A 13294-nucleotide genomic window follows, 5' to 3' on the forward strand; every position below is an offset into this window, starting at 1 on the left:
CCTAGCGGAGCTTGAGTGTGGTCAGGGCCAGAAGCGCCAGCATGATGGACACGATCCAGAAGCGGACGATGATCTTGGGCTCCGCCCAGCCCTTGATCTCGTAGTGGTGATGCAACGGCGCCATGCGGAACACGCGCCGCCCCGTCAACTTGAACGACGCGACCTGGATGATGACCGAGGCCGCCTCCACCACGTAGATGCCGCCGATCAGGGGCAGCAGCAGCTCCGACTTGGTCACCACCGCCAGCGTGCCGAGGCTTCCGCCCAGGGCCAGCGAGCCCACGTCGCCCATGAAGACCTGGGCCGGGTAGCTGTTGAACCAGAGGAAGCCCAGCGCGGCGCCCACCAGCGCGCCGCAGAAGATGGTCAGCTCCCCGGTGCCCTTGACGTTCAGGATGCGCAGGTACTCGGCGGCCCGGAAGTTGCCGGTGAGGTACGCGATCACCGCGAAGGCACCGCCCGCGGTCACGATCGGCCCGATGGCCAGGCCGTCGAGGCCGTCGGTGAGGTTCACCGCGTTCGAGGCGCCCACGACCACCAGGATCGCGAAGGGCAGCCAGAGCCAGCCGAAGGTCAGGAGCCACCCCTTGAAGAACGGGATCACCACCGAGGTGGTGAAGCCGTCGGGCGGCCACACGTAGATCCAGCCCATGAGCGCGCCGACCAGCAGGATCTGGGCGCCGAGCTTCTGACGGGCCGAGATGCCCTTGCGGGTCTTGAGCTTGTGCCAGTCGTCCTTGAGCCCGATCAGGCCGAGGCCCGCGGTGGCCAGCACCAGGACCCACACGTAGCGATTGCGCAGGTTGGCCCAGAGCAGCGTGGAGACGAGGATCGCCACCAGGATGCCGATCCCGCCCATGGTCGGCGTGCCCGCCTTGGTCTTCTGGTGCCGCTCCGGCGTGTCTTCGCGGATCGAGGAGCCGCCGTGCTGCATCTGGCGCAGCCGGTTGATGAGCCAGGGCCCCAGGATGAAGGAGATGACGAGCGCGGTCACGGTGGCCATCGCGGTCCGGAAGGTGATGTACCGGAACACGTTGAACGCGGTGTGGTACTTGGCCAGCGGCACGAGCAGCTCGTACAGCATCAGGCATCGTCTCCTCCGAAGCGGGCCACGAGCGCGTCCACCACGCGCTCCATGCGCATGCCCCGGGAGCCCTTGACGAGCACCGCGTCGCCGGGCGCCAGCCGCTTGAGCAGCAGCGCCACCGCATCCTCGAACGTGGTCACGTGGTGGCTCTCGGCGAGCCCGGCCGCCCGCGCGGCCTCGACCGCGACCTGCGCCCAGCGGCCCAGGCCCACGAACTCGGCGGCCCCGGAGGCGGCGACCGCGCGGCCCATCTCCCGGTGCGCGGACTCGCTGCTGTCGCCCAGCTCGAGCATGTCGCCGAAGACCACCACGCGCCGGCACCCCTCGGAGGTGGCCGCGAGCGTCTCCAGCGCGGCGCCGACCGAGCCGGGATTGGCGTTGTAGGTGTCGTCGAGGATGCGGAGGCGGCCGGCGGGACGCCAGACGCAGCGGCCCTTCACCGGCCGTGCGGACTCGAGCCCGAGCGCGATCTGCTCGATCGACAGACCGAGCGCGCGGCCCACGCCCGCGGCGGCCAGCGCGTTGGTCACGTTGTGGCGGCCCGCGAAGGCGAGCTGCAGCGGCCGCCGGGCCTGGCCGATGGCCAGCGTGAACCGGAGGCCGTCGGGCCCGTCCACCGCGGGGCTCGCCGCGACCACGTCGGCGCCCGGCCGCGTGCTGAAGTAGAGCACGCGCGCCCGGCTCTGCGTGTGCATGGCGAGCACGCGCGGGTCGTCGGCGTTCAGCACCACCGCGCCGTCGGGCGGAATCGCGCGCACCAGCGCGCTCTTCTCGTGGGCCACGCCGTCCAGCGAGCCGAAGAACTCGGTGTGGGCGCCCTGCACGACGGTCACCACCCCCACGGTCGGCCGGCAGATCGCGGCCAGCGATTCGATCTCGCCCGGCGTGTTGGCGCCCAGCTCGAGCGCCATCGCCCGATGCTCGGGTGAGAGGCGGAGCAGGGTCAGGGGCAGGCCCCACTGGTTGTTGAAGCTGCCCTCGGGCTTGAGCACCGGGCCCAGCGCGGCGAGCACGCCCGCCATCATCTCCTTGGTGGTGGTCTTGCCGTTGGAGCCCGTGACCGCGGCCACCGGCACGTCGAACCGCGCGCGATGATAGGCGGCCAGGCGCCCGAGGGCGCGGGTGGTGTCATCCACCAGGACCGTCGGCACCGAGGGCGGCATGTCGTCCGGCAGGTTGTGGACGACCAGACAGCTCGCCCCGCGCGCCGCCGCGTCGCGCAGGAAGTCGTGGCCGTCGCGGGCGGCCCGGATCGCGAAGAACGCCTCGCCGATGGTGAGCCGGCGGCTGTCGATGCTGACGCCGATCACCGGGACGCCCAGGTCGCCCGCCACCAGGGCGCCCTGGGTGCCGCGCACGATGTCCTCCACGCTCAGCGGCGCCACGCCTCGCCTCCGGGGCCGCCCCGCTCCACCAGCGCGGCGCGCGCCACGTCTCGATCGTCGAACGGCAGCGTCGTCCCGCCGATGATCTGGTAGGTCTCGTGCCCCTTCCCGGCGATGACCACCACGTCGCCCTCGCGCGCCCACGCCACCGCGGATTGGATGGCCCGCCGGCGGTCCGCGATGGACTCGTGACGGCCCGCCGCCTCCGCGGGGATGCCGGTCTCGATCTCGGCCAGGATCGCCTCCGGCCGCTCGCTGCGCGGATTGTCGGAGGTCACCCAGGCCCGGTCGGCCAGCCGCGCGGCGATGCCGCCCATGATCGGTCGCTTCCCGCGGTCGCGATCGCCGCCGCACCCGAAGACCACCCCCAGGCGCGCGCCCGGCCGCAGGAGCTTGCGTGCGGTGCCGAGCACGTTCTCGAGAGCGTCGGGCGTGTGGGCGTAGTCGACGACCACCAGGAAGCGCTGACCGGCCTCGACCCGCTCGAAGCGCCCGGGCACCGTCGAGACCCGGGAGAGAATCTCGCCGATCCGCCGCGGCTCCATGTCCAGGGACAGTCCGACGCCGATGGCCCCCAGGAGATTCATCACGTTGTGCTCGCCGACCAGCGGCGAGACGATCTCGATGACGCCGCCCGCGGAGGCGACCTCCAGGCGGATGCCGCCCATGCCCGACTCCCAGCGGCGCGGATGCAGGTCGGCCCGCTCCGACAGGCCGAACGTGAGGCGCCGGACTCCCGGGTCGGCCGACGCCGCCCGGATCATGGCGGCGCCCGCCGGATCGTCCACGTTGACGACCGCCGCGCGCCGGGGCTTCCGCCCGACGGCCAGCGCCGAGAACAGCCGCGCCTTCGCGTCCCGGTACGACTCGAGCGTGCCGTGGAAGTCGAGATGGTCCTGAGTCAGGTTGGTGAAGACCGCGACGTCGAACTCGATGCCGTCCACCCGGTGCAGCGCCAGCGCGTGCGAGGAGACCTCCATGACCACCCCACCCACGTTCGCCCGCACCATGCGCGCGAGCAGGGCCTGCAGCTCGAGCGCCTCCGGCGTGGTCTGGCTCGCGCTCTCGACCTGACCGCCGACCCGGTACTCGATCGTGCCGATCACGCCGGTCGGTCGCCCGCCCGCGGCGAGCAGAGCCTCGACCAGCAGCGAGGTGGTGGTCTTGCCGTTCGTGCCGGTGATGCCGACCACGGTCAGCCGCTGCGAGGGATGGCCGTGATAGGCGTCGGCCAGCCGGGCGAGCGCGGCGCGGCTGGACGGCACCAGCACCCGCGCGGTCGGGCTTTCCGGCAGCGGATCCTCGCCCTCCGCGACCACGATGGTGGCCCCCCGGCCGAGCGCGTCGGCGGCGAAGCGCCGGCCGTCCTGCTTGAAGCCGGGGATCGCCACGAAGAGCTCCCCGGCCCGGACCTTGCGCGAGTCGTAGGCCACGCCGGTGACGCGCGCGGGCGCTCTGCCCAGCACCGTCTTCTCGGTCAGCGCGTCGAGCAGCGTGGTCGTGGGCACGGGCTCGCTCATGTCCTCACTGGCGGAAGCTCGCCGGGACCGCGGTCATCGTCCGGCCGACCGGAGGCGTCAGCTGCAGCCGGCACGTGGTCCCCGCCGGCAGGGGCGCGCCCGGCAGGGGCGACTGGGCGGTGACCACGCCGCGGCCGGAGATCTCGAGGCCCACTCCGAGCGGCGCAAGCGCCTCCAGGGCCTGGCGCAGCGACAGGCCGGCGACGCGGGGCATGACGGCGGCGCCGTCGGCCGGCTCGGAGGCCCCGGCGGTCACCAGCGGCGGCCCGGGCTGAGGCGCGGCGAGCGCGCTCGGGCGGGGCCGGGCCGGAGCGACCGCGGCCATCTCCCCGCGCACGATCGGCACCGGGCTGCTATCTCGCGGCGCGACGTTGAGATACCGCAGCGTCTCGCGGCCGATCGCCGAGAAGATGGGGGCGGCCGCCTCGCTGCCCCACTTCTCGTTCTTGGGCTCGTCGAGCAGGACGATCATGACCAGCCGCGGATCGTCGGCGGGCACGAAGCCCACGAAGGACAGCACGCCGGGCGCGCGCGAGTAGCGCCGGGTCGCGGGATCCATCTTCTGGGCGGTGCCGGTCTTGCCCGCCACCTCGTAGCCGGGGATCGCCGCGTTGTGACCGGTGCCGTTGGCGACCACGTTGACCATCATCTCGGTCAGGGTGCGCGCGGTGTCGGGGCTGATCACCTGGCGGACCGCCTTGGGCTCGAACGAGCGCAGCTCGCGTCCCTGCGCGTCCAGGGTCGCCCGGATGATCTGCGGCTGCATGAGGCGGCCGCCGTTGGCCACCGCCCCGAAGGCGGCCACCATCTGCACCGCGGTGACCGAGATCTCCTGCCCGATCGACATGGTGGCCAGCGACAGTCCCGACCACTGGGTCGGCGGCCGCAGCTGGCCGCGGCTCTCGCCCGGCAGGCCCAGGTTGGTCGGCGAGCCGAAGCCGAAGGCGGTCATGTACTTGTAGTAGCGCTCCTTGCCGATCTGCAGACCGACCTTGATCGAGCCCACGTTGGAGGAGTTCTGGAGCACCTCGGTGAAGGTGAGCCAGCCGTACTTCTTCCAGTCGTGGATGGTGGCGTTGGCCACCGTGATCGCGCCGTTCTCACCGTAGATCCGATCGGTCGGCCGGACGACGCCCTCCTGCAGCGCGGAGGCGGCCATGATCACCTTGAACGTCGAGCCCGGCTCGAACGGATCGGTGACCGCGCGGGCGCGGCGGTCTTCGTCGGTGGACACGCCGAACGCGTTCGGGTTGTAGGTGGGACGGATGGCCATCGCGAGGATCTCGCCGGTGCGCGGATCCATCGCCACCGCCATCGCCGACTTGGCCCGCGTCCGCCGCCACGCCGCGTCCACCTCCTTCTCGGCCAGGTACTGGATGGTCGCGTCGATGGTGAGCACGACCCCCTGGCCCGGCACCGCCGGCTTGAGCACGATGGGCGCGCCGGTCACCTCGCGCCCGAGCGCGTCGCGCTCGACCACCGCGCGCCCCTCGGCGCCGGCCAGGTGCGTGTCCCACGCCTGCTCGATGCCGGCCAGCCCCTTGCCCTCGGCGCCCTCGAAGCCGACCAGCTGCGCGGCCAGCTCCCGGTTCGGGTAGAGCCGCATGGTGTCGTCCACCATGGTCAGCGACGGATCCTTGAGATCCAGCACCGCGCGCGCCATGTCAGGAGTGAGGCGGCGCCGCACCGGCGCGAACTTCTTGGAGACGGTCAGCCGTCGCAACACGTCGCGGATGGGCTCGCCGAGGATCGGAGACAGCCGCGCGGCCAGCCGCGGCGCGTGCTCGACCTTTCCCGGCGTCACGTAGAGGGTGTCGGCCCGGGAGGAGACGGCGAGCGGCTGCCCGTTGCGGTCGAGGATGGGGCCGCGCTTCGCGTGCAGCGGCACCGTCTTGGCGTGCTGATTCTCGGCGAGGCGCGCGTACTCGTCGTGCTTGTAGACCTGCAGGTAGCCGAGGCGGGCGAGGAGACCGAGGAAGGCACAGGCGAGGCACGCGGCGAGAATCAGCGCGCGGCTTCTCAGGCCCTCGGCCCGCTGCTCGGTCATGGCATCACGCTAGCGGACTCCGACGTTGCGCGTGTCCGCCCGCTCCGCGACCACCGACGGCCGATCGAGGGCGGCGGCGGCGCCGGCCCCACCCGGCACGAACTCGCGGGCGAGCCTCACCTGATCGCGGGCGGGCGCGATCATGCCCAGCTCGGTGCGCGCCTTGCCCTCGATGCGCGAGAGCGACCGCAGGGTGGCCATCTCGACGCGGAGGCGCCGGTTGGTCTCCTCGAGATCGGCGCGATGTTGCCGGAGCGCGTCGAGGCGGTACGACATGCGCACCTGCTGGACGCGCAGGCCGACCACGCCGAGCACGAGCGCGACCGCGAGGCCGGCCGCGGCCACCGCGGTGGCCATGGAGCGCAGCCGTCGGCGATCGGTGGGGCGATGGCGACGGACCGCTTCCTGCTGCCGCGCGCGATGCTCGCGACCCCAGTGGGACTGCGGAGCGCTACGTCGATGGGCCCGGGTGCTCATGCCGCCTCCTGCCGCGCCAGCACCCGCAGCTTGGCGCTGCGCGCGCGTGGGTTGTGCGCCGTCTCCTCGCGGCCCGCGGTCACCGGCGAGGGCTCGAGCTCGACGAAGCCTCGGCCCGCCAGCGAGCGGAACGCCCGCTTGACCACCCGGTCCTCGCCCGAGTGGAAGGAGATGACGCCCAGCCGTCCGCCGTCCTCGAGAAGGGCCGCCGCCTGGGGCAGCGCCTCCGCGAGCGCGTCCGGCTCGTCGTTGACGGCCATCCGCACCGCCTGGAAGGTGCGAGTGGCCACGTGGGTGCGCCTGGACCAGGCCGCGCGCGGAACCGCGCGCTTCACCACCGACACCAGGTCGGCGGCGGTCCGCACCGGCGCGCGGCGTCGCTGCTCGACGAGGGCGCGGGCGATGCGATGGGCGTGACGCTCTTCTCCGAACTCGATCAGCACGCGCGCGATCTCCTCGGCGGTGAGTCGCGAGAGCAGCTCGGCGGCGGTGCGCCCCTCGGTGGGATCGAAGCGCATGTCCAGCGGCTCGGCTCCCTGGAACGAGAAGCCGCGGCCCGATTCGTCGATCTGGTACGACGACAGCCCGAGGTCGAGCAGCACCGCGGTGGCCTGCTCCACCCCCGCGCGCGAGGCGAGCGCGCCGAGATGACGGAAGCTGCCGTGCTCGAGCACGACCCGCGCCCCGAAGCGGGCGAGGCGGCGCGCCGCGCGCACGAGCGCGTCCGGATCGCGGTCGATGCCGAGCAGGCGCGTGTCGCCGCCCGCGCGCTCGAGCAGCCGCTCCGCGTGCCCGCCCATGCCGACGGTGCCGTCCACGAGCCAGCCGCCGGATCGCGGGCGCAGGAGGAACGTGACTTCGTCGGCGAGCACTGGCGTGTGCGAGACGGGTTCGCTCCGGCCGACACGGGAAACTTCCTTTTCAGATGCGCTCGGCTCGCCTGCGGCTGCGCCTCGCCCTGCCAGTGCCTCGCGGTCATTCCGTTCGCCGCGCACCGATCAGACGCCCTTCGCGGCGAGCCGCGCGCGCACGTCGTCGAGCGGCGAGGCTTCGCGCTGGTGCATGTCCCAGCGCGCCTCGTCCCAGATCTCGAAGTAGTCGAGCATGCCGACGATGAGCACGTTCTTCGCGAGCCCGCTGCGCTCGCGATAGTCCTGCAGGATCTGGATGCGGCCGTGCGGATCGAGCATCACGTCGAGGCCGGCGGAGAGATACACGTGCTGGAACTGACGCCGATCCGGATCGAGCTTCGGGAGCTGCGCGACTTTCTCCTCGAGCTCGCGCCACTTGTCTTCCGGATACACGTCGAGGGATTTGCCGTTGGGGGCGATCACGAGACGCTCGCTGCCGGACTCGCGCAGTCCCTCGCGGAATTTCGACGGGATGCTGAGCCGCCCTTTCGGGTCGATCGTGTGCCTGAAATGTCCCCGAAACACTGTCCCCCTCGGCGAAGCCTCAGGTGCCTCTCGGTGCGCTTCAATCACACTTCATGGGATTTCATCCCACTTCGAGGGACCATCCTAGTGGGGGTCGCTTGGGGGTGTCAAGCGGAAACTTCGAATTTTCAAGGCCATTCGGTCCCCTTACCGGCTCCACCGGTTGGGGGTCGACGGACAGGGCCTACCGCAGGTAGGAACGGATCGGGTCGAGGGTCGGCCCTAGCGGGCCGGCTGGTAGTACTTCATGGCCTCCGGCATCCAGCCCTCGAGCTGCTGGATCCGGGTGGCCTCGGAGGGGTGCGTCGACATCCATTCGGACGGCCGCTGGCCCGTCGAGGCAGCCTGCATGCGCTGCCACAGGTCGATGGCCGCGTGGGGGTCGTAGCCGGCCTTGGCCATCAGGAGGACTCCGATGTGGTCGGCTTCCGATTCCTGCTGGCGGCTCCAGGGCAGGAGCACGCCGTACTGGGCGCCCGCCCCCAGCGCCGCCGCCACGAGCTGCACGGTGGCCGGGTTGCTGCTGGCCATGCCAGCGGCGAGCTGGGTCGCCGTCTGCACGCCCATCTGCTGGCTCAGGCGCTCCCCGCCGTGGCGGGCCACCACGTGGCCGATCTCGTGCCCGAGCACCGCGGCCAGCCCGGCGTCGTCGCGGGTGATGGGCAGGATCCCGGTGTAGACAGCCACCTTGCCGCCGGGCAGCGCGAAGGCATTGGCCTGCTTGTCGTCGGCGATGAGCTTGAACTCCCACGGGTACTTGAGATCGGTCACCGCCGCGATGCGGCTGCCGACGCGCTGGACCATCGCGGTGGCCGGCTGGTCGGTGGAGATGGCGGCCTTGCTCACGATCTCCTGGTAGGACTGCACGCCCATCTTGGCTTCCTCGTCGGGGGAGACCAGCTGGAGCTGGCTGCGGCCGGTGTACGGGACGGTCTCGCAGGCCGCGGGCACGAGGGCGAGGCCGCCGAGAGCGAGCACCATGACGAGAGGCCGACGCAGCACGGCGTCATGTTACCAGAGCAGATTGCGCAGGGTGGCTTGCGTCTCCATCACGATCCCGGCGCCGGACCCGCCGACTTCGAGGTGGATCCGCACGGCTCTGACCTCTGCCGGAGCCGTCGTCTCGAGACCGGCGCGATCGAGATAGACGAGCCGGAAGGCCCGCACCCCGTTGATCACCGGCTGCGCTCCCCCGCCCGCGTCACGGCGCAGGATGGACTCACCGGCCCGCAGGAGGTAGGTGACGCGCTCCCGGGTCGGATCCACGACGCCGTTGCCGTTGAAGTCGCGCTGGAAGGCAATACGAGCCGGCTCCGCGATCACCACCGGGTCGATGCCGGCCACGGTGGGATCGTAGCCGGCCTCCCGCAGCTCGCCGGCAAGGCGATCGAGCGCGTAGCGGGCCGACTGCTGCGCCTCGACCCGCGCGCTGCCCCACACCCAGGCCTGCAGGCCCTGATGCAGCAGCATCACGCTCGCGGCGAGCACCGCGCCGCCGACCGCCAGGGCCACCAGCAGATCCACCAGCGTGTACCCGCGCGCGCCAGCCACGCGCCCACCCTGGCCCGCGACGAGCCGGGACACAACGTCCAGATTTCGGAACGCCAGAAACGCGATACGCGTGCCCGAAATCAGACGGGCGGCGGAGCCGCCCCACCCTATAGAGGTCGCCCCTCGGGGCGACCGTTAAATCAAATGCACTACCGCCCCCGGCTGTCCGCGGTCCCAATGCACGACCAACAACGATCGTCCGCAGTCCCAATGCACGACTAACAACGGTCGTCCGCAGTCTGCCATGCCCTACCGCCTCCGCACTACCGTCACCACCGCCAACCGCTGTCCGGATCCCTCGCGCGCCTGCTAGATCGCGGCCGGCCGCTCCTGCGCCCAGGGGGCGAGGCGCTCGAAGGCTGCCGACGCGCGCAGCACCGTCGCGTCCTCGAAGCGGCGGCCGAGGATCTGCAACCCGATGGGCAGCCGGTCCCGGGTGAAGCCGCAGGGCACCGACGCGCCCGGGTGGCCGGTCAGGTTGAAGGGATAGGTGAACGGGATCCAGTCGTAGATCCCGGTGGGCGTGTCCGCGATCGCCGCGGGCGCGTCGAGGCCGACCTTGAAGGGGGGGCACGCGATGGTGGGCGTGAGCAGCAGGTCGTACCGCTCGAAGAGACGACGCGGGTGCTCCTCCCAGGCCAGGCGGTCGAACCAGGCCTGCACGTAGTGGGTCGGGGTCCAGCCTCCGGTCTCGTCGGCCAGCGCGACGAGGCCGGGATCGATGTCGTCCCGCCGATCGCGCAGCGCCGGCCCGAGCCGGGCCGCGATGCCGCCGATGAACATGGTGCGCCACGCCGCGTGCGGGCTCGGCCACTTCGGCTCGATCGCCTCGACCCGGCAGCCCAGGTCGCGGAAGCGCCGCGCCGCCCGCTCGCAGACCGCCTTCACCTCCGGGTCCACCGCCTTGGCGAAACCCAGGTCGGCGGTCCAGGCGACCCGCAGCCCCTTCACTCCGCCCGCCAGCGCCTTCACGTAGTCCGCGCTCGGCCCGGGCAGCGAGAGCGGATCGCGTGCGTCCGGCCCCGCGCACGCGTTCATCATCAAGGCCGCGTCCGCCACCGTCCGCGTCATCGGGCCGATGTGGGAAAGGCCCCAGGCCGCGCTGAAGGGATAGACCGGGATCAGCCCGAAGGTGGGCTTGATGCCGTAGATGCCGGCCAGCGACGACGGGATCCGGATGGAGCCGCCGCCGTCGGTGCCGATGGCGAGGGGGCCGAGACCGGCGGCCACCGCCGCGCTGGCGCCGCCGCTCGAGCCGCCCGGGGTCCGATCCAGGTTCCACGGGTTGCGGGTGACGCCGAACAGCAGGTTGTGCGTCGCACCGATCCAGCCCATCATCGGGGTGTTGGTCTTGCCGAGCTGGATCGCGCCGGCCGCGCGCATCCGCTCCACCATCGGCGCGTCCTCGGTTGGCACGTTGTCGGCGAAGAGCCGCGTCCCGAACGTGGTGCGAACTCCCTTCGTGATCACGAGATCCTTGGTCGAGAACGGCACGCCGTGCAGCGCCCCGAGGCGGGCCCCCTTCTTCATCACCGCCCGCTCGGCCGCGCGCGCGTCCTTCATCGCCTGGTCCGCGGTCAGGGTCACGTAGGCGTTGAGCGTCGGGTTGAGCCGCTCGATCCGGGCGAGCACCGCCTTCATCACCTCGACCGGGGAGAGCTTGCGGCGCTTGATGGCCGGGGCCATCTCGGACGCGGGCATCCAGCAGAGGTCTTCGGATGTCGCCATGGTCATCCCTCCTGACGCGACCGCGGGGATAGCGGGCTGAGCAACGCGCCGGCCGATCAAAAAGGCCCAGATACGAGGCGGCGCCCGAAGGTCGGGCGCGAGGCGTCTGGCGGCTCGAGTGGCCCACCGTCAACATGCCGTAGGCATGTTGAGGATGAACGCGAGCGCCCCGACCGAGGGCGCCAACGAAGGAGCTGGGCCTCTTTCATCGGCCGGTCAGGCGCCGCGAAGGCGCGGGTCGAGCGTGTCGCGAAGCGCATCGCCGAGCAGGTTGGAGCCGAAGACGGCGAGGCTGATGGCCAGGCCCGGGAACATCACCAGCCAGGGCGCCTTCTGCGCGTACTCGGCCGCGGACACCGAGAGCATCCGGCCCCACGAGGGGTAGGGCTCGGGCACGCCGAGGCCCAGGAAGGACAGCGCGGCCTCCACCAGGATGGCGCTGCCGAGCTGCGCGGTGCACAGCACGATGAAGGGCCCGATGGTGTTGGGCAGCACGTGGCGGAAGGCGATGCGGAGATGGCGGAGGCCGACCGCACGCGCGGCCTCCACGTACTGCATCTCGCGGATGGACAGCACGCTCGCTCGGATGACCCGCGCCGCGCGCGGGATGATCGGGATCGAGATCGCCACCACCACGTTGGGGATGGACGGCCCCAGCGAGGCCGACATGACCAGGGCGAGTACGAGGAGCGGCAGTCCCTGGAGGATATCCATGACGCGCTGGGTGATCAGATCGGTGTTGCCGCCGATGTAGCCGGACAGGAGCCCGATGACTCCCCCGAGCACCGAGCCCAGCAGCGTGGAGGCGAGGCCGACGATCAGCGAGACTCGCGCGCCGTGGACGATGCGCGAGTAGATGTCGCGGCCCAGGTGGTCGGAGCCGAGCCAGTGGTCGGGCCCGGGGCGGGCCAGGCTCTGCCCCGCGTCGGTGGCGATGGGATCGTGGGTCGCGAGCTGGTTGGCGAACACCGCGGTCAGGAACATCACGACCATGATCAGCCCGCCGATCGCCCCCAGCGGCTTCTTCCGGCAGAAGCGGACCAGTATGGTCCAGGCCCCGGGCCGGCGCAGCGCCATGGCCACGCCCGGCACCTCCACCCCCAGCGGCCTAGTGGCCATAGCGGACGCGCGGGTCGAGGAAGCCGTACAGCATGTCCACGATCAGGTTCGACAGGATCACCACGATCGCGATGAACATGACCAGGTTCTGCACGATCGGGTAGTCGCGCCACAGGATCGCCTCCACCAGGAAGCGGGCGACCCCGGGCATGTTGAAGACGGTCTCGGTGACCACGAGGCCGCCGATGAGGAACGCGAACTCGATGCCGATCACGGTGACCACGGGCAGGATCGCGTTCTGCAGCGCGTGGCGCCAGATCACGACGCGGCCGGACTGGCCCTTGGCGCGCGCGGTGCGGATGTAGTCCTCGCGCATCACCTCGAGCAGCGACGAGCGGGTGATGCGCATGATGAGCGCGGAGGAGCGATAGCCCACCGCCAGCGCGGGCAGGGCGAACTGCACCATGTGCAGCGGCAGGTTCTCGCTCGGGGACACGTAGGTGACGGGCGGGATCCAGCCGAACCACGCGACCAGCCCCAGGATGATGACCATGCCGAGCCAGAACGACGGCATGCTGAGGCCGGCCAGGCTGAAGACGCGCAGCGCGTAGTCGAGCGTGGTGTCCTGGCGGACCGCGCTGATGACCCCGAGCGGCACCCCCAGGGCCACCGAGACGATCAGGGACAGGGCGGCCAGCTCGAGGGTGACCGGGATGAGCGGCCGGATGATCTCCCACGCGGGAAGGTCGTAGCGGTAGGACTTGCCCAGGTCGCCGCTGAAGATCTGGCGCACCCAGTCCACGTACTGCACGGTCACCGGGCGATCGAGGCCCAGTTCCTTCTCGATCGCCGCGCGCTCCGAGGGGTTCACGTAGCCGCCGGTGGCGAACAGGATGTCGACGATGTCACCCGGGGCCAGCCGCAGCATGCCGAAGATGACGATCGACATACCGAACAGGGTGAGCGCGCCCACGCCCAGCCGCTGCGCGATGTACGTCTTCACG

At 71.5% G+C, this 13294-nt stretch carries 12 protein-coding genes; all 12 read right to left on the reverse strand.

What is annotated here, in order from left to right; all coding sequences use genetic code 11:
• Window position 1: 1 nt before the first annotated feature.
• Entirely contained in the window at window positions 2-1084 is a 1083-nt protein-coding gene (gene mraY / locus VKN16_14230; protein ID HME95360.1) for a phospho-N-acetylmuramoyl-pentapeptide-transferase, read from the reverse strand.
• Window positions 1084-2472 (reverse strand): UDP-N-acetylmuramoyl-tripeptide--D-alanyl-D-alanine ligase, encoded by a 1389-nt coding sequence (gene murF / locus VKN16_14235; GenBank protein ID HME95361.1) that lies wholly within the window; start codon window positions 2470-2472, stop codon window positions 1084-1086. Before murF ends, mraY begins: the two co-directional genes overlap by 1 nt.
• The gene (locus VKN16_14240) at window positions 2460-3980 is read right to left on the reverse strand and encodes a UDP-N-acetylmuramoyl-L-alanyl-D-glutamate--2,6-diaminopimelate ligase (protein HME95362.1); all 1521 of its coding nucleotides are present in this window, start codon (window positions 3978-3980) and stop codon (window positions 2460-2462) included. Before VKN16_14240 ends, murF begins: the two co-directional genes overlap by 13 nt.
• A gap of 16 nt (window positions 3981-3996) precedes the next feature.
• Complete coding sequence (locus tag VKN16_14245; protein ID HME95363.1) at window positions 3997-6039, reverse strand: penicillin-binding transpeptidase domain-containing protein; 2043 nt, start codon at window positions 6037-6039, stop codon at window positions 3997-3999.
• A 9-nt stretch (window positions 6040-6048) separates the two neighbouring features.
• Window positions 6049-6516, reverse strand: coding sequence for a cell division protein FtsL (locus VKN16_14250; GenBank protein HME95364.1), 468 nt, complete (start codon window positions 6514-6516; stop codon window positions 6049-6051).
• A complete protein-coding gene (rsmH, locus tag VKN16_14255) occupies window positions 6513-7388 on the reverse strand; it encodes a 16S rRNA (cytosine(1402)-N(4))-methyltransferase RsmH (GenBank protein ID HME95365.1) in 876 nt (291 codons plus the stop codon). Before rsmH ends, VKN16_14250 begins: the two co-directional genes overlap by 4 nt.
• Before the next feature lie 126 nt (window positions 7389-7514).
• The gene (mraZ, locus tag VKN16_14260) at window positions 7515-7952 is read right to left on the reverse strand and encodes a division/cell wall cluster transcriptional repressor MraZ (protein ID HME95366.1); all 438 of its coding nucleotides are present in this window, start codon (window positions 7950-7952) and stop codon (window positions 7515-7517) included.
• Window positions 7953-8174: 222 nt separating this feature from the next.
• Window positions 8175-8954 carry a M48 family metallopeptidase gene (locus VKN16_14265; GenBank protein ID HME95367.1) on the reverse strand — a complete coding sequence of 260 codons (780 nt, stop codon included), beginning with the start codon at window positions 8952-8954 and terminating at the stop codon, window positions 8175-8177.
• 9 nt (window positions 8955-8963) lie between these two features.
• The gene (locus VKN16_14270; protein HME95368.1) at window positions 8964-9503 is read right to left on the reverse strand and encodes a hypothetical protein; all 540 of its coding nucleotides are present in this window, start codon (window positions 9501-9503) and stop codon (window positions 8964-8966) included.
• Between the two features lie 309 nt (window positions 9504-9812).
• On the reverse strand, window positions 9813-11231 hold the full coding sequence (locus tag VKN16_14275) for an amidase (protein ID HME95369.1): 1419 nt from the start codon (window positions 11229-11231) through the stop codon (window positions 9813-9815).
• 216 nt (window positions 11232-11447) lie between these two features.
• Window positions 11448-12350: an ABC transporter permease gene (locus VKN16_14280; GenBank protein HME95370.1), complete on the reverse strand. Its 903-nt coding sequence runs from the start codon at window positions 12348-12350 to the stop codon at window positions 11448-11450.
• Entirely contained in the window at window positions 12340-13293 is a 954-nt protein-coding gene (locus tag VKN16_14285; GenBank protein HME95371.1) for an ABC transporter permease, read from the reverse strand. The genes VKN16_14280 and VKN16_14285 overlap by 11 nt, the downstream gene beginning before the upstream one ends.
• Window position 13294 lies beyond the last annotated feature (1 nt).

This window comes from Candidatus Methylomirabilota bacterium, assembly GCA_035315345.1.
In the GTDB taxonomy this organism is placed as follows: domain Bacteria; phylum Methylomirabilota; class Methylomirabilia; order Rokubacteriales; family CSP1-6; genus CAMLFJ01.